The sequence below is a fragment of the Streptomyces sp. NPDC001513 genome (genome assembly GCF_042894695.1).
Classification (GTDB): domain Bacteria; phylum Actinomycetota; class Actinomycetes; order Streptomycetales; family Streptomycetaceae; genus Streptomyces.
Genome location: NZ_JBIAVU010000027.1, coordinates 1 through 19,747, shown reverse-complemented (window position 1 = coordinate 19,747; position 19,747 = coordinate 1). Strand labels below are relative to the sequence as shown.

19 protein-coding genes and 3 pseudogenes are annotated in these 19,747 nt (G+C 70.2%); 7 read left to right on the top strand and 15 right to left on the bottom strand.

The window, feature by feature from the left end; genetic code table 11:
• Positions 1 to 2: 2 nt before the first annotated feature.
• The 6 genes from ACFYZ4_RS39195 to ACFYZ4_RS39170 all read right to left on the bottom strand — a co-directional run bounded on the left by ACFYZ4_RS39195 (position 3) and on the right by ACFYZ4_RS39170 (position 6,281).
• Complete coding sequence (locus ACFYZ4_RS39195; protein WP_351297419.1) at positions 3 to 959, bottom strand: inositol monophosphatase family protein; 957 nt, start codon at positions 957 to 959, stop codon at positions 3 to 5.
• Positions 956 to 2,314 (bottom strand): aspartate aminotransferase family protein, encoded by a 1,359-nt coding sequence (locus ACFYZ4_RS39190; protein ID WP_390786249.1) that lies wholly within the window; start codon positions 2,312 to 2,314, stop codon positions 956 to 958. Before ACFYZ4_RS39190 ends, ACFYZ4_RS39195 begins: the two co-directional genes overlap by 4 nt.
• Before the next feature lie 103 nt (positions 2,315 to 2,417).
• The gene (locus tag ACFYZ4_RS39185) at positions 2,418 to 2,945 is read right to left on the bottom strand and encodes a hypothetical protein (RefSeq protein WP_390786248.1); all 528 of its coding nucleotides are present in this window, start codon (positions 2,943 to 2,945) and stop codon (positions 2,418 to 2,420) included.
• Between the two features lie 228 nt (positions 2,946 to 3,173).
• Positions 3,174 to 4,175 (bottom strand): phosphotransferase, encoded by a 1,002-nt coding sequence (locus ACFYZ4_RS39180; RefSeq protein ID WP_390786247.1) that lies wholly within the window; start codon positions 4,173 to 4,175, stop codon positions 3,174 to 3,176.
• A gap of 31 nt (positions 4,176 to 4,206) precedes the next feature.
• The gene (locus tag ACFYZ4_RS39175; RefSeq protein ID WP_390786246.1) at positions 4,207 to 5,157 is read right to left on the bottom strand and encodes an ROK family protein; all 951 of its coding nucleotides are present in this window, start codon (positions 5,155 to 5,157) and stop codon (positions 4,207 to 4,209) included.
• The gene (locus ACFYZ4_RS39170) at positions 5,154 to 6,281 is read right to left on the bottom strand and encodes an alcohol dehydrogenase catalytic domain-containing protein (protein ID WP_351297434.1); all 1,128 of its coding nucleotides are present in this window, start codon (positions 6,279 to 6,281) and stop codon (positions 5,154 to 5,156) included. Before ACFYZ4_RS39170 ends, ACFYZ4_RS39175 begins: the two co-directional genes overlap by 4 nt.
• 893 nt (positions 6,282 to 7,174) lie before the next feature.
• Between ACFYZ4_RS39170 and ACFYZ4_RS39165 the strand changes: the two genes are divergently transcribed.
• Positions 7,175 to 7,546, top strand: coding sequence for a hypothetical protein (locus ACFYZ4_RS39165; protein ID WP_390786245.1), 372 nt, complete (start codon positions 7,175 to 7,177; stop codon positions 7,544 to 7,546).
• Between the two features lie 15 nt (positions 7,547 to 7,561).
• Here the strand turns inward: ACFYZ4_RS39165 and ACFYZ4_RS39160 are convergent.
• Positions 7,562 to 8,408 (bottom strand): annotated as a pseudogene (locus tag ACFYZ4_RS39160) (IS5 family transposase).
• 221 nt (positions 8,409 to 8,629) lie between these two features.
• Positions 8,630 to 8,773: a hypothetical protein gene (locus ACFYZ4_RS39155; RefSeq protein WP_351297437.1), complete on the bottom strand. Its 144-nt coding sequence runs from the start codon at positions 8,771 to 8,773 to the stop codon at positions 8,630 to 8,632.
• Positions 8,774 to 9,431: 658 nt separating this feature from the next.
• On the opposite strand from ACFYZ4_RS39155, the gene ACFYZ4_RS39150 reads away from it, so the two are divergent.
• Positions 9,432 to 10,313, top strand: a complete 882-nt coding sequence (locus ACFYZ4_RS39150) for a DUF4394 domain-containing protein (RefSeq protein WP_390786244.1) — start codon at positions 9,432 to 9,434, stop codon at positions 10,311 to 10,313.
• A gap of 142 nt (positions 10,314 to 10,455) precedes the next feature.
• On the opposite strand, the pseudogene ACFYZ4_RS39145 reads toward ACFYZ4_RS39150, so the two are convergent.
• From ACFYZ4_RS39145 to ACFYZ4_RS39135, 3 genes and pseudogenes are all read right to left on the bottom strand, one after another.
• Positions 10,456 to 10,956 (bottom strand): annotated as a pseudogene (locus ACFYZ4_RS39145) (fasciclin domain-containing protein); the annotation flags it as partial.
• Positions 10,875 to 12,031 (bottom strand): annotated as a pseudogene (locus ACFYZ4_RS39140) (molybdopterin-dependent oxidoreductase); the annotation flags it as partial. The pseudogenes ACFYZ4_RS39140 and ACFYZ4_RS39145, both read right to left, overlap by 82 nt.
• Before the next feature lie 230 nt (positions 12,032 to 12,261).
• Positions 12,262 to 12,501, bottom strand: a complete 240-nt coding sequence (locus ACFYZ4_RS39135) for a chaplin (RefSeq protein WP_351304414.1) — start codon at positions 12,499 to 12,501, stop codon at positions 12,262 to 12,264.
• Between the two features lie 1,002 nt (positions 12,502 to 13,503).
• Between ACFYZ4_RS39135 and ACFYZ4_RS39130 the strand changes: the two genes are divergently transcribed.
• Complete coding sequence (locus ACFYZ4_RS39130; RefSeq protein ID WP_351304417.1) at positions 13,504 to 14,730, top strand: PP2C family protein-serine/threonine phosphatase; 1,227 nt, start codon at positions 13,504 to 13,506, stop codon at positions 14,728 to 14,730.
• A 258-nt stretch (positions 14,731 to 14,988) separates the two neighbouring features.
• Here ACFYZ4_RS39130 and ACFYZ4_RS39125 read toward each other — a convergent pair whose 3' ends face one another.
• Positions 14,989 to 15,465: a DUF5994 family protein gene (locus ACFYZ4_RS39125; RefSeq protein WP_351304420.1), complete on the bottom strand. Its 477-nt coding sequence runs from the start codon at positions 15,463 to 15,465 to the stop codon at positions 14,989 to 14,991.
• Positions 15,466 to 15,757: 292 nt separating this feature from the next.
• Between ACFYZ4_RS39125 and ACFYZ4_RS39120 the strand changes: the two genes are divergently transcribed.
• From ACFYZ4_RS39120 to ACFYZ4_RS39110, 3 genes are all read left to right on the top strand, one after another.
• Entirely contained in the window at positions 15,758 to 16,333 is a 576-nt protein-coding gene (locus ACFYZ4_RS39120) for a DUF5994 family protein (protein WP_390786243.1), read from the top strand.
• A 5-nt stretch (positions 16,334 to 16,338) separates the two neighbouring features.
• Entirely contained in the window at positions 16,339 to 16,527 is a 189-nt protein-coding gene (locus ACFYZ4_RS39115) for a hypothetical protein (protein ID WP_390786242.1), read from the top strand.
• Positions 16,528 to 16,726: 199 nt separating this feature from the next.
• Positions 16,727 to 16,999, top strand: coding sequence for a hypothetical protein (locus ACFYZ4_RS39110; protein WP_351304383.1), 273 nt, complete (start codon positions 16,727 to 16,729; stop codon positions 16,997 to 16,999).
• Between the two features lie 362 nt (positions 17,000 to 17,361).
• Here ACFYZ4_RS39110 and ACFYZ4_RS39105 read toward each other — a convergent pair whose 3' ends face one another.
• Positions 17,362 to 17,832 carry a MarR family winged helix-turn-helix transcriptional regulator gene (locus ACFYZ4_RS39105; protein WP_390786273.1) on the bottom strand — a complete coding sequence of 157 codons (471 nt, stop codon included), beginning with the start codon at positions 17,830 to 17,832 and terminating at the stop codon, positions 17,362 to 17,364.
• Positions 17,833 to 18,052: 220 nt separating this feature from the next.
• Here ACFYZ4_RS39105 and ACFYZ4_RS39100 point away from each other — a divergent pair, with 220 nt between their 5' ends.
• Complete coding sequence (locus tag ACFYZ4_RS39100; protein ID WP_351304378.1) at positions 18,053 to 19,018, top strand: alpha/beta hydrolase; 966 nt, start codon at positions 18,053 to 18,055, stop codon at positions 19,016 to 19,018.
• A gap of 129 nt (positions 19,019 to 19,147) precedes the next feature.
• On the opposite strand, the gene ACFYZ4_RS39095 is transcribed toward ACFYZ4_RS39100, so the two are convergent.
• Both ACFYZ4_RS39095 and ACFYZ4_RS39090 read right to left on the bottom strand, forming a co-directional pair.
• Positions 19,148 to 19,525, bottom strand: a complete 378-nt coding sequence (locus ACFYZ4_RS39095; RefSeq protein WP_390786241.1) for a DUF2397 family protein — start codon at positions 19,523 to 19,525, stop codon at positions 19,148 to 19,150.
• 146 nt (positions 19,526 to 19,671) lie between these two features.
• A partial coding sequence (locus ACFYZ4_RS39090) for a galactose oxidase-like domain-containing protein (protein WP_390786126.1) occupies positions 19,672 to 19,747 on the bottom strand: 76 nt, incomplete at its 5' end.

Sequence of the window (19,747 nt, the reverse complement as noted above, 5' to 3'; positions counted from 1 at the left end):
CGTCACTCCTTCCATCGGACGGCCGACAGCAGGGCCCGGTGGAGTTCGGGGGTGGACGCCGCCACGCAGGACCGCTGGTTGTCGATGCCCAGGTCGGTCAGGACGGTGTCGCCGAGCGGCTGTCCGTAGCCGTCGGTGATGACCGCGCCGGCCCGCTCGGCGAGGAAGACGGCCGCCGCGATGTCGTACGGGAACAGGTGCAGGACCCGGCCGTTGCCGACGCGTTCGAACTCGGGCAGCAGCGCCGGATCGTCGCGCAGCAACCGGTTGCCGATGTCCACGTACGCGTCGAGCTGGCCCGTGAGCAGCCGGGAGATGGACCAGGTGGCGCTGTTGAAGACGAAGACCCCGCCGGTGTTGGCCGAGCGGTCGATGAGGTGGCCGTAGGCCTCGGTCATCAGGCGGGCCGGGTGGCCGTTGAACTCCAGCGACCAGAACATCCGCGCGGGGTCGGTGGTGCGGGTCAGGGCCGGGACGGGGTGGTCGTAGCCGTGCGCCGTGATGCCGGGCGTCGCCAGGTCCCCGTAGAGGTAGGCGCCCGTACGCAGTTCCATAAGCAGCGCGTGCTCGACGTCGGCGATGCGCGGGCGCTGCGACATACGGGCGACGGCGACCGAGACGGTGGCCGACTCCAGGCCGGCGACGGCGGGCCGGGTGCCGTCGATGGGGTCGACGACCAGCAGGTGGGCCGGGTCCGTGCCGTGGTACTGCAGGCCGCGGTCCTCGGAGTAGACGGCGACGGGCAGGTCGTGACCGACGACGTACTTCCAGACGGCGGCCTCCGCGACCTCGTCGAGGCCGAACTGGGCGTCCCCGCCTGGCGAGTGGCCCCGGACCAGGCGGCTGCCGGCCCGGTGCTGGGCGGCCAGCACGGCCTCGCGGACGGCACTGGCAAGGCCGGTCACGTACTGCCGCAGCGCCGCGGCCCCCGGCTGGCTGCCGTGCGCGGTGCCCGTCATGCGGCGGCCTCGGTGGCGAAGAGGGCTTCGAGCCGGTCGCAGAGCAGATCGGCCTCGGCGCGGGTGAGGATCAGCGGCGGGCGGATCTTGATCACGTTCCCCCGCCCGTAGCGTGAGGTGCGCAGGATCAGGCCATGGTCCATGCCGCGCCGGGCCAGGGTCTGGGCGCGTTCGCTGTGCGGGCGGCCCGCTTCGTCGCCGATCTCGATCCCGATCATCAGGCCGAGGCCTCGCACGTCCACGACGGCGGGGTGCAATGCGGCCAGGGCGTGCAACCGTTCCATGATGTGGGCGCCGACCTCCCGGACGTTCTCCAGGAAGCCGGGGCGGCCTATCACCTCGAGGGTGGTGGCCGCGGCGGCAGCGGCGAGTACGTTGCCGCCGTAGGTGAAGGAGTGGTGGTCGGCGCTCAGCCCGGACATCCGTTCGTCGGCGACGATGGCCGCGATCTGGGCGCCGGAGCCGCCGAGGCCCTTCGCGGTGGTCAGGATGTCGGGCCGGACCCCGTAGTGCTCTGCGGCGAACATCCGGCCGACCCGGCCTATGCCGGTCTGGATCTCGTCGAAGACGAGCGCGATGCCCCGTTCGTCACATAAGGCGCGCAGGGCGGGCAGGTAGCCGTCGGGGGGCACGATGTTGCCGCCGCTGCCCGAGACCGGTTCGACGACCACGCAGGCGACACTGCCGGAACTGGCATGGTCGAGGAAGTCGTTGATGCGCTCGACGCAGAGCATGCCGCAGCTGTCGGGGCCCGCCTGGCGGTAGAAGCAACGCAGGCAGTAGGGGTCGGGGACCTGGAGCACGCCGGGCATCAGGTGCGGGAACGGGGCCTTGCGGAAGGACTCGCCCGACATGGTCGTCGTCATCATGGTCTGGCCGTGGTGGCTGCGGAACAGGGTGACGACGTCGCGGCGGCCGGTGGCGAGTTGCGCCATCTTGACCGCGCCCTCGTTGGCGGTGGAGCCTCCCGACACCTTGAGGTGCACCTTGGTCAGGTTCGGCGGGGTGACCTCGACCAGCCGCCGGACCAACTCGTTGACGGGGGCGGTCTGGAAGGTCGAGGTGGTGTGCACCAGCCGTTCGGCCTGGTCGCGCATGGCCTTGACCACTTCGGGGTGCCCGTAGCCGAGGCTCAGGTTGAAGGTGCCGGACGCGCAGTCCAGGTACTCGTTGCCGTCGGTGTCGTACAGGTGGACGCCTTCGCCGTGGTCCATCTCGTACGCGCTGACCGGGTAGTACAGGTGGTTCTGCGCGTAGCTCAGGGCATCGCCGCGGACGTCGCTACGGGCACCGATTCGCGCGTGACTCCTGGCATCGCTCTGCGTATCGCGTTGGGCGCGTATGAGATCGGCCATGTGTCTCCTGTCGACTTCCGTCCCGCGGACACGACGGACGGCGGATATCGATATCTCCGGGCATCGGACTGGAATGTTCCCTACGAGAGCCGGTGGCCGGATTTCATATGTCCAGAACGAAGGTGAACGCAGCGTCCCAACCGTCGGACGTTTCCCGCACATCCATCAGGCATTCTGGCCGGAAATACTTGTCAAGGTGGTTTCGGCGTTCCCCGGGGAAATACAGCATCGTGGTCAGTACGGCTCCGCCGGGCGGCTGCACCTTCACGTGCACGTGCCGCGTCCGCCCCGGGTACACGGCGGGCAGCACCGTCTCCAGCCGCCACCGCCCCTCGGCGTCGGCGAACTGGTGGCCTCGCAGCCGAAAACCGTCGTCGTCGTAGATCCCTATGTCCCCGACCTGCCAGAAGTCGAGCAGGGTGCCGCCGATCGCCTTGCCCTCGGGGGTGCGCACGGCGCCGTGCAGCAGCATCGGAACGCCTCCTGCCACATCGCCCCGGAAGCTGGTCCTGCAGGGGGTGTCGGGCTTGTAGTACGGCCCTTCGCGCAGGGCGGGCGTGGGCGGCGTCCCGTTGCAGCGAACGGTCGGCGTGAGCGTCTTCAGGACATCTTCGGGGCTTCCGTTCTCCACGGTGGAATTCTCCCTTGGTCAAGGATCTTCGCTTCCGTTCAGGCAGACTAACCGGCATTCCCGATGTTGAGAAGAAGGCCCTGTGTCACCTCTTCGCCATTTATTGGACGCCTATTGCCAGGGCTTCCGTCATTCGCAAGGACAGCAGTCTTCTCCTGGGAAAGGAGCGGCGCACGGGCCGGTTGGGACAGGGGGACAATCGGTGGGCCGTGCTCGTCCCGTCCGCACTCAGTGCCGGTCGGCGGCGGACCGGCACAGCGCGGCGCGGGCGCGGGCGAAGTAGGCCGGGTCGGGTGGTGCGGTGAGGATGTCGGCGAGCGCGAAGAGGTCCAGCGTCCGGCTGAGCCGCAGCCAGTCCGCCGGCAGCCGGCCGTTCCCGTCCCGGAAGCCCTCGACGAAGCCCGCGGTAAAGGCCGGCGGGTACTCGTGGGCGAAGCGCAGCATGTTCCCGACGTCGAAGAGCGGGGAGCCGCTGAAGGCGAGCTCCCAGTCGAGCACGGCGGCCACCGCCCACTGCCCGCCGCGCCGTTGGACCAGGACGTTCTTCGGGTTGAAGTCGCAGTGCACCAGGCTGCGTTCACCCGCCACGGCAGCCAGTGCCCGGGGCCCCCGGCGGGCCAGGGCACGCAGTGCGGCCGCATCCGTCCCGCTCAGCGGCCCGTCCGCGGCCGAGGTCGACAGACAGCGGTCGACGAAACCGGGCAGGTCACCCAGAGGGACCGCGCCGTCCGGGGCCGGGACCAGCGAAGAGTCGCCGAAGGCGCCCGGGCGGGGCAGCCTGACCCGGCCGATCCGCGCCAGCACGGCGCCGACGGCCCGGCCCAGGGCCCGCGCTTCGCCACGCACCGGGCCGTCGGCGAGTACCTGGCTGAGCGGGGTCCCGTCCACGAACCGGTAGAGCAGGGTGGGGCGACCGGTGGCCCGGCCGTGCGGATCGGCTGCGACCACCGTGGTCACCGGGACGGTACTGGCTGCCGCCCGGCCGAGGACGGCGACCTCCACCGCACAGGTGTTGCGTGGGACCCGACTGCCACTGGGCCGGTAGCGACGCAGCACGTAGCGCTCCGCTCCCGGTGCGTCGGCGTGCTGGGCCGTGAGCAGGGCCATGTCGTTGGTGAACCCGCCGGGCAGCGAGTCCACCTCGTGCAGCCGGGCGCCGGGCAGGGCGTGCCGGGTCAGCCAGGCGCGGGTGGCGGGGTCGAGGAGGCCCACCGGATCGGGGCGCGTCACATCGGCCAGCCTGCCCGGCCCGGGGCCGTCCTCATGCCTCCGTTCCCCCCGATGGCCCAGGGCCGGACCACGGCCGCTGCCGCGCGGCGGCGGCCGCCCCGGCCGCCAGGACCAGTCCGCCCGCCGGTCCGGCGAGGCGGCCGAGCCGGGCCGGGACCACGAATTCCTCGGCCGCGTGCTCGGGCAGCCCGGGGTATCCCGCCAGTGCCGCGGCCAGTTCGGCGCGGAGCAGCGGGAACAGCCCGGCGAGTTCCGCGACGCCGCCTCCGATCACGATCCGCTGGGGCGCCGTCGTGTAGACGATGTTGCGCAGCCCCGCGGCCAGGTAGGACGCCTCCAGACGCAGCGCCTCGCGCAGGGTTTCGCCGGTCAGTTCTTCGGCCGGTTTTCCCCAGCGGGCACCCATCGCCTCGCCGCCCGCCAGCCCCTCCCAGCAGTCGCCGTGGAAGGGGCAGGAGCCGGGGAAGGCGTCGCCCGGGATCCGGGGCACCGCGAGGTGGCCCATCTCGGTGTGGACCAGGCCGCTGACCACCTTGCCGCCGATCACCGCGCCGCCGCCGATACCGGTGCCGACGGTGAGGTAGACGTAGGTGTCCAGACCGCGCGCCGCACCCCAGCGGCCCTCGCCGAGGGCCGCGCCGTTGACGTCGGTATCAATGCCCACCGGCACGCCGAGCGCGGCGGCGACCGGACCGGCGACGTCCACCCCGGACCAGCCGGGTTTGGGAGTGGCGGCGAGATGGCCGAACTTGGCATGGTCCGGGCGCAGTTCGAGGGGCCCGAAGGAGGCGATCCCGATCGCCTCCAGCGGTCCGGTCTCGGCCGCCGTCTCCTGGAAGAAGGCGATGGCCCGGGCCAGGGTGGGGCCCGGTTCGCCGGTCGGGAACCGGATCTCGGCCTCGATCCGGTCGGGGGCCGAGCCGACCAGGCAGACGAACTTGGTGCCACCGGACTCGATCGACCCGAGCCGCGGCGCGCTCACTCCCCCACCGGCCAGCCGTCGGCGCCGACCGGGCCGGAGTGCGAGCGGATGACGACCTTGAGCGCGTCGTAGCGCGGTGGCCGTCCGGTGCCGGCGTCCCCGCCGCCCCGGGTGAGACCGCCGAGCGCGGCGAAGGCCTCTGCGTGACGTTCGAGCGGGAACTCGTGCGTCACCAGCCGCTCCAGGACCGGTACGGTGCCGGCGCCGGGCCGTTGTGAGCCGCCCAGCTCGGCGGCCAGACCCACAGCGACGGGGAAGATGTCGGCCCGGTAGTCCCCGGCGCCGATCAGCCGGATGCCTCGATTGGTGAGCTGAAGCGGGCGCAGCGGCACGGTGTAGGTGTCGTCGAAGCCCATCACCACGACCCGGCCGCCGTCGTCGATCAGCCGGAGCCCCGAGTCGAGGCCGGTGCCGGTGGTGTCGAAGACGATGGAGGGACGCTCGCCGCCCGAGGCCTTCACCACGGCTTCGGCCGGGTCCGTTTCGGCCACGTCCACGACGTTCGTGAACTGTTCGCGGGCATGCTCCAGCCGGTAGCCGTCCGGTTCGGCGATGGTGACCCGGCGCGCCTGGCGGGCGGCGACGAGTGCGGTCAGCATCCCGATCGGGCCTGCGCCGAGCACCACCACAGTGTCGTCGAAGGTTAAGGACGCTGCCTTGATGTTGTTCAGGACGCAGGCGAGCGGCTCGATCAGGATCGCGCTGCGGAAGGGCAGTCCGGCGGGAACGCGTTCGACGAATCGTTCCGGCAGAGTCACGGCCTCCGCGTATGTGCCGTCCCGGTCGACGCCGACCTCGGTCCCGGCCTTGTGACGGCAGAAGTTGGTCGCTCCCCGACGACACGGGACGCACCAACCGCAGTACAGCGTGGGGTTGACCACCACCCGGTCCCCCACCCCGACCGAACGCACCTGCGGCCCCGTCTCCCGCACCACACCCACCGACTCGTGCCCGAGCACCACGCCCGGCCGGGCCGGGAACCGCCCGAGCAGGATCTTGCGGTCCGTACCGCAGACCCCCGTACCGACGATCTCCACCACGACGTCATCACCGGTTGCGAGTTGGGCGGTGGGCCGGTCCTGCAGTTCGGCGGAGCCGGGACCCAGATACACGAGAGCGCGCACGAGACCTCCCCATCGGTGTTCGGGAGGGCGACGCTAGCGCAGCCGGACGCGGCTGGACACGGCGCCTCTGAGCCACTCCGCGGCCTCGGATGGCCCGGGCCCCCACAAATTCCGGGATGGCCGACACCGGCGAGGAAGGCGCCCCGACACTCAGGGGTCAAGCGGGAGCCGGGGCGGGAGCACCCCGGCACGCGGGCGGCGGCCACCAGCGGCCAGGCCGGCACAGTCACAGATACGCAAGGCCGTCAGGTCGAGGGTGATCCGCAATCGGCCTCCGTGCCCACAGCCGACGCAACATCCTGGATGCGCTGCGGCACTCCGGAGGGCAATACCGGCTCGACCCTGATCGAAGATCATGTCGTCCCCAACGGGTCGCCCTCGTCTCAGGTCACTGCCCGCGCGGCGGGCGGGGGCGGGCCGCGCCAGGGTCATGCCCGGCCCGCCGACGATACCGAAAGGCCGGTACAGCAGCTTGCCCGTGGGTCAGGCCACCTGCCCACAAACCCAGCCAACCGGCAACCGCCGCGGTCGACGCCGCGCACCATGCCCGGCCGACGTCCCACACAGGCGGGACGCGGACCACCACCGGAGCCCCACCGCAAGATCAATGTCGATGAGTTCGGGGTTCTGGCACAGATCTTGGGGACCACCGCTTCGCCGCACGGCGAGCCGCCTGACTCCAAGGAGCGGCCGCTGGCATCGTGGCCGTGTGTTCTCAGCAGCCCGGCGCGGGCCGACTGAGCGTGGCCCCGGAACCTCCTGCCCGGGGCTGCGCCATGCCGGACGCTGGTCGGGGACTGTGCCGCGTCGGCGGGGATGCTCGTGGCCGGGCCTAGGCCGTTTCCTGCGGATCATCTTCACCAGGCTGGTGCCGGCGTAGGTACGGTGGCGGCATGGCGACGATCCTGCGACACCCTCGACCTGGATTCACGTGGGACTGGTGGGCCGTCGACACCGAGGGCTTCCTCGTGCAGTTCAGCGGCGGGCCCGCCCCCGAGTACCTGCTGGCGCATGTGAACCACGTCGACGCCGCAGCCGCGTGGGCGGAGGAACATCGCCCCGCATGGTTCAACCCCGACCCCCTGCCGCTCCACGCCTTCAGCTGTAACGGCGAGTTGCCGACCTACACCCGGAACGGTGTCCCGGACTCCCCGCTGCGCCTGTCCGACGCACCAGCAGTCATCACGGACGTTGCGGCCATGGTCGAACTGAAGAAGGCAGTGAGAGAAACCTGGACGATCTACCTCGACGACGGGTGGGTCTAGCCAGCTGGTTTCGCGTCACCTCGCCGACCAGATGAGGATGGCGGCGAGGTGGAGTCCGGCCAGGTAGACGGTAGCGTTCTTGTCATAGCGAGTGGCAAGGCCGCGCCACTGTTTTAGCTGGTTGATGCAGCGTTCGACCGTGTTTCGGCGCTTGTATGCCTCGCGGTCGAAGGCCGGGGGTCTGCCGCCCCGGGTGCCCAACCGCTTGCGGTTCGCAGCCTGGTCGGCCGGCTGCGGGATCACCGCTCGGATGCCGCGACGCCGCAAGTAGTGGCGGATTGCGCGGGATGAGTAGGCCTTGTCGGCCAGGACCGCGTCCGGCGTGGTTCTGGGCCGCCCGGTCTGCCGCGGCACCCGGATCTGATCCATGACGTGCTCGAATGCGGGAGCGTCCCCGGCCTGACCGGGCGTGACGACGAAGGCCAGGGGTCGGCAGTGGCCGTCTGCTGCGAGGTGTGAATCTTCGTGGTCAACCCGCCGCGGGACCGTCCGAGGGCATGATCGTGCGGCTCGCCAGCCGGAGCCCCCTTTGACGGGCCCCTGCGGCGTGCTGATGGGCACGCACGATCGTGGAGTCGACTGAGACCACCCAGTCCAGATCCCCCTCGATGTCCGCCTGAGCGAGGAGAGCGGTGAACACCTTCTCCCAGGTGCCGTCGGCGGCCCATGTCCGCAGCCGGTTGTGGACGCCCTTCCACGACCCGAACCGTCCGGGCAGGTCCATCCAAGGCGTTCCGGTGCGGTACTTGAACGCGATCGCGTCGATCACCTGCCGGTGATCCCGCCACCGCCCACCCCGCCGAGGTGTCCGATCCGGCAACAACGGCTCGATACGTTCCCACTGGGCATCGGTCAACGACACACATCAACTAACGATCAGATGATCCACAGGAAACGCCCTAGGCGGATGCGTCGCCCGGTCGGCCTGGTGCGCCGCATACACGGCCGGTACGGGGCCTCAGAGGCTGCCGGTCCGGCGGGCTGCGGTGCGGGGCCGCATTTGGTCGCTTCGGCTGTCTCCAGGGGCACCCGATGCGCACCCCATTTCCGGGGGGCCAAGGGGGCAGGGCCACTGTACGCCCGTCAGTGAGCGGACGCTCCGAACTCCGCGTGCTGCGGGTGAAAAGCGTACTCGGCATCGTCGTCTGAGAGCGGAGGGGGAAAGGAGATCCGATGCGCATCCGCCCGTGCTTGCGCCATGAGATCTTCGAACTCTTCGTCGGTCACGGGTCCCACCTCGCAGAAATTCTCCTCATGGGTGATTCGCGACATGACCGCGGCCGGATTGGCCCTGCGCATGCGTGAGGGCATCTCCTGGTGGTGCGGCAGGACCGAGACCGTGTCGTCGGTCGGCGGACGGGGACCGTAAGGAGACCGAAGCCGAGACGGCCGTTCGGGGCCTGTCGCGCGCTCTGCGGCCAGCCACACCAGCACATCCGTTCCGCTGCGGGCACGCTGATTCCATGCGGCAGGATGTCCACGCCTCCTTCCGCCGTCGGGCTGTGATCACGGTTGACGCCTCTTCTGCGGGTCACAGCCCGGCCACCCCTCCGCCGCAGTGACGTCCGGGTGACGCGTCTCGCCACCAGGCGGGGTCCGGCGTCAGCACGCGGCGGATGCACCAGCCCTGACCGATCCTGCGGCAGCCTGGATTGACGGGTGCTGGGCTCGAGAGCCCGCCAGAGGCGTTCTCGGCTGCTCGTGTCCCACTCGGCGGGCGAACGCTTCCGGCGGGTTTCTGCGCGTCAAGGCAGCCAGTGCCGTCCGACACTGCGCCGTTGGGGTGGTCTCCCCGGTCCGGGAGCATCCGTAAGCACGGCGCCTCCGAAGTAGCGCTGGGCCTGCCACCACCCTGGTCGGGCCATCAGCCATGCGAAAGGTGAACATGCGTACTCGCAGCACTGTCATCGCCCTCTCCGCCGTCCTCGCGGCGGTCTGCACGACCCCTGCCCTCGCCTCGGTCTCCGACATCGACCCCCCGGCGCAGACCCTGCCGGCCATGGACCACAGGGGTCTGACCGCGATCGGACTGACCTCCGACCAGCGCCTGGTGGAATTCGACGTCGACCAGCCGTCCAAGACCCAGGCGCTGGGCAGGGTGTCGGGCCTGCAGGGTGACACCAAGCTCGTTGGCATCGACTTCCGTGTGCAGAACGAGCAGCTTTACGGCGTCGGCGACCGTGGCGGCATCTACACCCTCAATACCAACAACGCCAGGGCCACGAAGGTGTCCCAGCTCACCGTCCCCCTGTCGGGTGGGCAGTTCGGCGTCGACTTCAATCCCGCCGCCAACCGGCTGCGCGTCATCTCCGACACCGGCCAGAACCTGCGCCACAACATCGACGACGCCGCGGCCCTTCTGGGCACCACTGTCGACGGCGCCCTGACCAACCCCACCACCCCGCCCTCCACCGCCATGGGAGTCACCGGCGCCGCCTACACCAACAACGACCTGAACCCGGCAACCGCGACGACCCTCTTCGACGTCGACACGATGGCCAACCGGATCTCCCTGCAGTCCCCGGCCAACGCCGGCACCCTCGCCCCCACCGGCAACCTTGGTGTGGACGCCGCCCTGGACGCCGGCTTCGACATCTACTACAACGCCAAGACCGGCACGAACAAGGGCTTCGCCACCCTCGGCACGGGCAGCTCCTACAGCCTGTATGAGATCAACATCCTCAACGGCAAGGCCACCAGCCGGGGCACGTTCCCGAGCCGGCAGCAAGTCACCGACATCGCTCTGCCCCTGAACCAGGGGCGCTAGCCGCCACACACCTCGGGCGCGGCCGTTTGGGGGCGGCCGCGCCCGAGCTCCGGATGGCCAGGACAAGGCGGTACCTGGGGCTGAGTACGTCGCGGCGGCACGCAAGCCTCTTCTCCGTCCCGTGCCCGCACCAGCCGGTCCGACCGACCTGCGACAGCGTGAACCTGCGCGTGCACATGGCCTGTTCACCGCGGACAGGGACAAGGCCGTGAGCCGGACCCCGGGGGGGGAGATCCGGCCCACGAAGCGCGTTCGGGGCGAAGACCGTGATGTTCTTGGCGTTGTTGAGGGTGTCGACCAGGCCGGCCTGGTCGACGGCGGCGACGAGGGTGGAAAGGGCCGGGTTGTTTGAGGCGGCGGTGGCGACCGGGGCCTTGGCCATGCCGTCGAAGGAGCCCGCGCCCTCAGCGGGAACCCCGGCGCAGGCCGGGCCGAACGGCTTGTCCATCGCCATCGAAGCGTCCGACGTCGCGGGCCGGGAGGCGTCGGGAGCATCGCTGCTCTTGTCTGCGGCGGATCCGGAGGAAGAGTCGCTGCCGGAGTCGGAGCAGGCAGCGAGGGCGAATGGCAGGACGGCGGCCGCGGCGGCGGCGAGGCGGTGCGGCGGTGCGGCGGTGCGGCGGAAACGGAGCGTGCTGGACATGAGGATCTGCGACCGCCGGGATTGGCATTCCAGGGGAAGGACCACTGGCGCCAGGTGTCGACGGTGGCCTGGGGGGCAAGGTCCGCGTCTTGCCAGGGTCCGTCGTCGATGCGGACCTCCACGCGCTGGATGCCGCGGTGCCGGGCCGATGCGAAGCCGGCGATCGTCACGGTTCCGGCTGCGGGCCGGCCGAAGGGCCGGGGGGTGTCGATACGGGCCTGGGTCTTGATCGGTGCCTTGCGGGCCCACTTGCGTTTGACCCAGTACGGGTCGTAGGAGTCGAAGGTGCTGAGCTCGATCTCCTCGATCCACTTGCAGGCCGACACGTATCCGTTCAGGCCGGGGACGAGCATGCGTACGGGAAAGCCGTGGTCGACTTTCCACCGCTGGACGGCGGCTTGACGCCGCACTCCCGGAGCAGGTCGACCAAGCGCACGCCGAGCCAGCATGCGTGGCCGATCCAGGGGCCGCCAACCTCGTTGGAGACACAGGTCAAGGTGATGTCGCGCTCGATGGGCGGCCGGTCCAGCAGTTCCCGGAACGTGTAGGTGCGGGGGCGGGTGACACCCTTCCCGCGGATGCGCGGCCGCCGGGGGCCCGCGCGTCCACCTTGGGGACGACCAGCGCGGTGTCGACGCGGTAGAAGTCCTTGTTCCGGGTGGTGAAGGAGCTGATGCCCACCGCTTTCAGCTGGACTCCTTTGGGGAGCGGCTGGGCCGGGGATGCCGGTGCGGGTAGCTCGACCGCGGCCCGGGAGGCCACTGCGCCCTGGCCGCGTCGGCCTGTCAGTGCCCGTCCCGGGGACGACGCCGAGGAGCCCGAGGACGGCGAGGCTGCCGAGCTGCAGGACGAGCTTGTCGTTCTCGCCGAAGGTGCGGATCGCGAAGTCCTTGACCGCGGCCGGTGTTCGGTCGATGGCGGCACCGCCCACGACGGTCACAGGTCCGGCCTGCGGCCGCACCAGCGAGGCCACCAGCTCGGCCACCGCCAGCGCCGCGTATCCGGCCGGCAGACCGGACACGGCGCCCAGCGCGCCGCGGGTGAAGGGCGTGCGGGAGGTGCTCACATTTGCCATTCGCTTGGCTCCGTCCGGCGGATTGGTCATCCTCCGGCGAAGGCGTTTGTCCTGTCCGAAGCGGGCGGGTACTGCGGGTGGCGGTGCCGACCGCCACCCGCAGCGGATCCCCCTCAACCGCGCTCACCCGTCAGGGCGCGGAGTACGACTGGCACTCCCGAGCGCGTCGAGCGGGGATCGTCCGGCCCGTGACTCCCCGTTGCAGGCAACGGGCCGGAGTGGGTGGGGGCTCAGGCGTTGACGCAGGTGTTGCCGAAGGTGGGGTTCAGCAGCCCGATGACACTGATGGAGTTGCCGCAGGCGTTGACCGGGATGTGGATCGGGATCTGGATCAGGTTGCCCGAGCCGACGCCCGGCGAGTAGGCGGCCACACCCTGAGCGCCGGCGTCGGCGGAAGCCGCTGATCCGGCACCGAGCACGGCGGCCGCGGTGGTGAGGGCCAGCACAACACACTTGAGAACACGGGACATGACTGCCTCCAAAGGTCAGGAAGGGAACCCGAAGCCCGTCTCGGGCTCCGGAGAGGCACTGCCATCGGGCCTCAGCGCTGGTTTCGGTGCCGCGGGCGCAGCGGCTCGGTCGGAGCGGCTGGTTTCGCTCGATCGGATGACTACGGGGGTGCGGTGTTGCCTGCAGCAGAGCAATCCGCACGTGCCCGCTACGAAAAGGCGTGCAGGACCAGCACGAACACGGCCGGCTCCAGGGATGCGCGGGGCGTCCTTCTCTCCGCGAACGGTTGACCGTTGCCCAGCGGGGTGTCGAGCAACAGCACTCGGCAATGACGGGTACGGCGACGCCACACAGGTGTCAGGTGCCGGTGCGCGAGCGGGGCTTCGCTCACCGACCGCGAACGGCCCCTCGGCCACGGCCACCCCCGACTCCGAACACAGGCACCATGCGGGCGTCTGTCCAGGACCGAAGCCGTTCCCGCGCCATGGCCAGGTCCGTGGTCGTTGGGCACAGCGTCCACGGGGTTGTGAGTGCACGTCCGGAGACCAGGTTCTCCAGCAGGACGCGGCGGTCCCGGTAGGGCACCCAGGCCGCGGCCGAACGGCCCGCTACCGTCGAACCGAGGGCTCGCCTGCATACCTACCGGGTCCGGGAAGGCGTCGGCGCCAACTCACGGCGGCCTCTGGCTGACAATTACGCCGCTGTCCTTCTTGGGTCCTTTCCCCACGCCTCGGCAGACGCCTGCTCGTACACGGCGTTCAACGGAACGCACGTCTGCCTATGACGTCGCCCCTTGAGTTCCAGGTGGCGTGGTTGCCGGCTCCATTCACTACCTTCGTTCTGAGGGTCTGCCCTCCCAGCGACAACGGCGAAAGAAGTCGGGGCAAGGACTTCCCCTGCGATCAGCGTGGGCCGACATGCCACGCATGGCGCAATGAGCCGCTCCGGCGGCTCCCCAGGTCACTTTGTGTGCAGGCGGTGACCGGCGTGGCTGGGTGTTAAATGAGGTGGCGGGGCAGGTCATGGACGAAGAGAGAGTGGACCGGTCGGAGGGTTTCGGTGAGCGGCTGCTCGGCCTGTTGCTGGACCGGGCGCCGCATCTGCCGCCGCAGCTGATCGCTCCGTTGATCGCGGAGGAGGTGGGCAGGGTCGGAGGGCGTGATGTCTCCATCCTGCTCCAGGACTATGCGCAGGAGTTGCTGGTGCCGCTGCCGGGCAGGAAGCTGCACGTCAGTCAGCCCCAGCCGGTGATCGACTCCCCGGCTGGCCGGGCTTTTCTGCGTGGGAAGGCCGTCGAGGTGCCGCTGGCCCGCGGCGGCGTCCGGATGTACCTGCCGCTGCTGGACGGCAGCGACACGGTGGGCGTCATGGCCCTCACCCTGGACGACGTCGGCGAGGACGACCGGCGCCTGCTGCGCCGGCTCGCGGGCCTGGTCGCCGACCTGCTGGTCACCAAGAACGCCTACACCGACCAGTTCTTCCTGGCCCGGCGCCGGGAGCCGATGAGCGTGTCCGCGGAGATCCAGTGGGGCCTGCTGCCGCCGCTGACGATGACCGTGCCGCAGGTCGCGGTGGCCGGCATGCTGGAGCCCGCCTACCGCGTCGCCGGAGACAGCTTCGACTACGCCCTCAACGACAACATCCTCCACGTGGCCGTGATCGACGCGATGGGCCACGGCCTGAACGCCGCCGTGATGGCGACCGTGGCCATCGGCGCCTACCGGCATGCCCGGCGCGTGTTCGTCAGCCTGGCCGAGAAGTACACGTACATGGACGACGCCATCTCCCGGCAGTTCGGTCCCGACCACTTCGTCACCGCCCAGCTGATGCACCTGAACATCGCCACCGGTGAGCTGGAGCTGGTCAACGCGGGCCACCCCGCGCCGCTGCTGATCCGCGACGGCAAGGTCCTGCGGCAGCTGGACAGCGCGACGACGCTGCCCGTCGGCTTCGGCGGCGAGGAGCCCCGGATCAGAGAGCACACACTCCGGCAAGGCGACCGCGTGCTCTGCTACACCGACGGCATCATCGAAGAACACGTCACCGGCGGGGAGCAGTTCGGCGAGGAACGCCTCATCCGCTGCGTCAACCTCCTCGGGGAAAAGCCGTCGGAGGGGATGCGGGCAGACCTGCGCCGGCTCTCCCACACGCTGAAGAGCGAACGAGGCGGGCACACCAGCGACGACGCCACCCTCTTCATGATCGAATGGCGCGGGGGCGCCGCCGACCACCTCGCGGTCCTCGACTGAACGCCCCCACGTCAACCCAGCCTGACCCGAACGGGACAGCACCGCCCACGCAGACGGTCAGCGGGGACCAACTGACCGCTTCGACCCGTCTGCAGGCTGCGGCCCGTAGCCCAGACGGCTGCCTGCGAGAGGCCCGGAAGTGATCACCTTCGTGCTACTGGCTGTGGTCGGGGACGTGGCGTCCGGCGGCCAGGCGTCTGGAGTGCCCGGCCGGTCTCGCCAGCTGCTCTTCAGTACTCCCAGGTCAACGACCTGGCCCTACTCAGGTTCGGGTGTGGTGGCGATGACGATCTGAGCGGCCTCGGTGATGTTGTCGGCGCGGACTGCGCGGGCCATCGCTTCACGGGCGGCGTCGGCGGTGGTGTCCGGAGGAACCACCAGCAGGGCGAAGTGGTCGTTGTGGCCGCGGGTGATGAGGACGGTGTCGTCGCCGACCGGGTCGGCGTCGAGGTGCACGACCTGGCCGTCGATGACCATGCGGGTCGGGAGGCCGTTCCAAGCCGACGCGTCCACGCCCACGCGGGTGATCGGCCCGAGATGCCCGGTCAACACGCTGATCAGCGCAGGCAGCTCGGCCTCGATGTCGCGGGTGCGGGGCCACCACGCACCGTCCAGGAGCCCCTCCCGAGACCGCGTGGTCTCCAGCCGCAGCAGGGCCGTGCCAGGTTTGACCGCCTGGTGGATCGCGTCCGGCAGGAGCAGTGATGGCCTGTCGGGAATGCCGGAGTCAGCCATCTGGATCCGCCCGTCCACGGAGTGCGGCCGCGCCTCATGGCAGGTCAGCACCGATGCCGACCTGCGACGTACGCGAGCCCGCCGTCGTTCCACGGTACTACCGCCGCCCGCACCGTCGCTCTCCACAGCGCCTCCGCCGAAAAATACCTGGTCAAACCGGTCATTGCCCATCGAGCAGGCGTACAGTTGAAGCACCGGAAGTACTTCGAGCACCGGCTTCACGCGGGTGTCATTTCCGGCGATCGCCTAAAAACCGGGCTGCCGACGGGCAGTCCGGGGGCAGGTCCGCATCATGACCACCACCCTCGACCGGACCGCGCCCCGCGACCTCGCCGCAGAGCTCCCGGCACGCTTGTCCCTCACGCCGAAGACCACCCTCGCAGGTCAGCTGGACGGTGCCTGGTGGCCGTACTCGCGTGACCTCGAAGCCGAGCTCCCGGCGCTGGCCGCCGCTCTGGAGGAGCCCTGGGGGCGCATCACGCGCGTCAGTGTGAACCCCGGCCGCTGGCCGGTCGTCCCGCGTACGGTTGCCGTGGCCGGGCGTGTGCTGCATGTGGGCTGGTTCACCGAGCAGGACCCCGACAAGCTGATCCTGCTCTCCTACACCGTCGGCCGCTGGGATCTCCTGGTGATCCCGCCGGAGACCGAGCCGGCGGCTGCGGCCCGGCTGCTGGCCGCCGCCGCGATCCCGGGCAGTGTCCTGGCCGCGGGGGTCCTGATGGCCAACGAAGTCGTCATCGGGCGCGGCATCCGCGACGCCCGCCGCCGGGAAGCCACCTGGGAGGACGAGGGCGGGGCCTGCATGTCCACCTTCGGGGAGCCGTTCGGACGAAGCGCCCTCCCACTGTCCGCGAACGGCTGGAGGTGAGCTTCGTGGAGACGATCGTCCTCATCGTGGTGATCATCCTCATGATCGGCGTCGGAATGCGCTGGATCCACCTGTTGAACGCGCAGCACGATGCGCGGATCGAGGCCTACCGCTTCAGTGACCCCCTGCCGAGGCCTCCCGGCCTGCCGGACGACACCGGTCGTCGAGCCCACCACACGGGTGCCGACCGGTGAGGAACAGACCTTCCTCCGACCGGGGGCAGCGGTCGGGGCGCCTCGGCGCCCCGACCCGCCGGCCTCCTCACCCGCCCACGACGGCCGTGCCCGCCTCCGCGTAGGACCCCGGCCGGCACCGGCGCACACTCCGACGAGATCTGAGAATCCCCGACCGGCCCCGGAGCCCACTCCACCCCCCTCACGAAAGGAAGCGGTCATGGCCACACTGCGCGAACGCAAGACCTACCGCGACCAGGTGCTCCGGGTCCTGTACGAAGCCGTCGAAGGCAACCGCCTCCTCGGCATCACCGGAGCACAGCTGCGGCGCGACCTCCACGTACCGGAACAGGACCTGGCCGCCGCCTGCACCTACCTGGCGGGCGAAGGACTGATCACCGTCGACTGGGAACCCGGCAACACCCCCGCGATGGTCACCCTCACCCACCAGGGAATCCGGCACATGGAATCCGAGGAGGAAGAACACGGCTGAATCCCCTCACACACGTGAAGGGCCTGGCAGGTGGGCAGCCAGCGCTTCAGTCGCGTTTCCGAGTCCTCAAGAGCAAGATCAAGTGCTTAGCGCTACCGGCTGCTTCGCTGCTCCACACGCCCGGAGACGGAGCACTCGGCGATCTGCCGATCGAGGTACTGGGCCGACTCCGCTCGGACCGGGTCCCGGTTGACCCGCCGGGTTGCGTGGATCGACCACGAGGGACCGTTGCCGTTCATCGAGGGCACCGTGCTCTGTCCGGCGGTCGAGAAGCTGCGCAGCGGCGGGGTGAACAAGCCCGTCTGACTGTGGTGTTCGGGTACCGACGGAGTGCGTGCTCGGGGAAGACCCGGCGGCCGAGGTCAAGAGCGGCGCTCACCTGCGGTGACGTTCGCCGTGATCAGGCGGAGCAGGTATCTGGCGGTGGCGTCCTGTTCCGGAGTCAGGTTCATCGCATCGCCGATGGCGAGCGGGACGGTCCGGGCCTTGCCCTGAAGGGCCGCACCAGCCTCGGTGAGGCGCACGGCGACCGAGCGCTCGTCGTCCACGCGCCGCTCGCGCAGGACCAGGCCGTTTGCTTCAAGGCGCTTGAGCAGCGGGGAGAGCGTGCTGGACTCCAGCTGGAGCGCGGCGCCCAGGTCCCGTACGGAGAGGGAGTCCCGCTCCCAGAGGGCGAGCATCACCAGATACTGCGGGTAGGTCAGTCCCAGTTCGTCCAGCAGGGGCCGATAGCTCGCCGTGACCGCACGTGAGGCGGCGTAGAGGGCGAAGCAGAGCTGGTCCTCCAGCCTGAGCGAGTCGCCTTCCGCCTGCACTGTCGCCGCCTTCGCCATGTCGCCGTTTCCCTCTGCTTCCGCCTGGTCCGCTGCTGCCATCGGCTCGGATCCCCGGCTTCTCATCCTACTATTCGAAGCGCGCGCGACCATAGCGTGCTCGATTAAGTTGTGCACGACTTAATCGTGCATTACCTTCCTGGTGTGCCTGCCAGGCGGCGGGCACGACGACCGCCGAGGGTCACCAGCCCTCGATGCCCTACGCCTTGGAGAGTCCGACATGACTGAGAAGAGTGCTCGTCCGGTCCTGGAACCCGCCGCGGCCGCATTCGCGGAGGCCACTGCGAAGCCGCCGTTCCTGTTCCAGATCCCGCCGGCCGAGGGCCGCAAGGCCGTCGACGAAGTCCAGTCCGGTGACATCGCCGAACCCGCCGTCGACGAGGAGTGGGTGACCGTCCCCGGCGGCCCCACCGGCTCGGTCCGCGCGCGAATCGTCCGCCCGACGGGGGCATCCGAGCCGCTCCCGGTGATCGTCTACATCCACGGAGCCGGCTGGGTGTTCGGCAACGCCCATACCCACGACCGCCTCGTACGCGAACTCGCCGTGGGAACCGGCGCGGCCATAGTCTTCCCCGAGTACGGCCTCTCCCCGGAGCACCGCTACCCGGTCGCCATCGAGCAGAACTGGACGGTGGCCCGCTGGGTCGTCACCGACGGCGCCGGCCACGGCCTGGACGCCACCCGGATCGCGGTCGCCGGGGACTCCGTCGGCGGCAACATGAGCATCGCCCTCACCCTCATGGCCAAGGAGCGCGGCGGCCTGGACCTGCGCCAGCAGGTCCTCTTCTACCCCGTCACCGACGCCGCCTTCGACACCGGCTCCTACCACCAGTTCGCCGAGGGCTACTTCCTGCGCCGCGACGGGATGCAGTGGTTCTGGGACCAGTACACGACGGACGAGGCACAGCGGGCGGAGATCACCGCCTCCCCGCTGCGCGCCACCACCGACCAGCTCACCGGCCTGCCCCCGGCGCTGGTGATCACCGCGGAGGCGGACGTCCTGCGGGACGAGGGCGAGGCGTACGCGAACAAGCTGCGTGCCGCGGGCGTGCCCGTCACGGCAGTGCGCTACCAGGGCATCATCCACGACTTCGTCATGCTGGACGCACTGCGCGGAACCCGGGCGGCAGCGTCCGCAATCGAGCTCGCCGTCCGCGTCCTGGAGCGGGCGCTGGCCGATGGCTGAGCCCGAACCGGCGCCCGCCACGGTGCCGGAGCACGGCCCGGCCGACGGGGGGAGGCACCTGGAACCCGGCCTGCGCCGGATGACGCGCGTCAATCTGCGGCCCATCGCCTCGCCCATGCCACTGGGCTTCTACTCCGTGGCCATCGCCTCGGTGATCGTCGGCTGTTTCCAGATCGGGCTCTTCGAGGAGGGCGCGCACCGCGCCGTCGGTCTGGCCATCTTGCCGGCCTTCGTCCTGCAACTGCTGGTGAGTGACTTGGCGTTCGGCGCGCGTGATGTGCTGGCGGCGACGCTCATGGCCTCCACCGCGTCCAGCTCGGCGGTTCGCGCCTCGGCCGGCAACGCGGCGTGCACCTCCTCCGGCCGCAGAAGCACCGCGAACCGCTGCTTGGCGATGACGAACACCCGCATCGCCTGACGGTAGAGAGCCGCGTTCTGGACGGTGAGGTGGGCGAAGGGGCTGTAGCCGTCCGGTCGCGGTTCCGGGGCGGTGGTGGTGACGGTCATCGCCAGCCGTTGTCCCGCAGCGCACAGGCGCGCAGACGGGGACGAAAGCACTTGGCTGATTCACACCTGTCCGGCGCGAGTGCCGGCCCGGCCTGGAATCCGGGGATCCGGATTCCAGGCCGGGCCGTCGCTCCCGTTCGTTTCGTTCAGCGCAGGGACACCCATTTGGCCGCGCTCGGTACCCCCTTCTCGTCCAGCAGGAAGAGCATGTAGTGGCCGGGC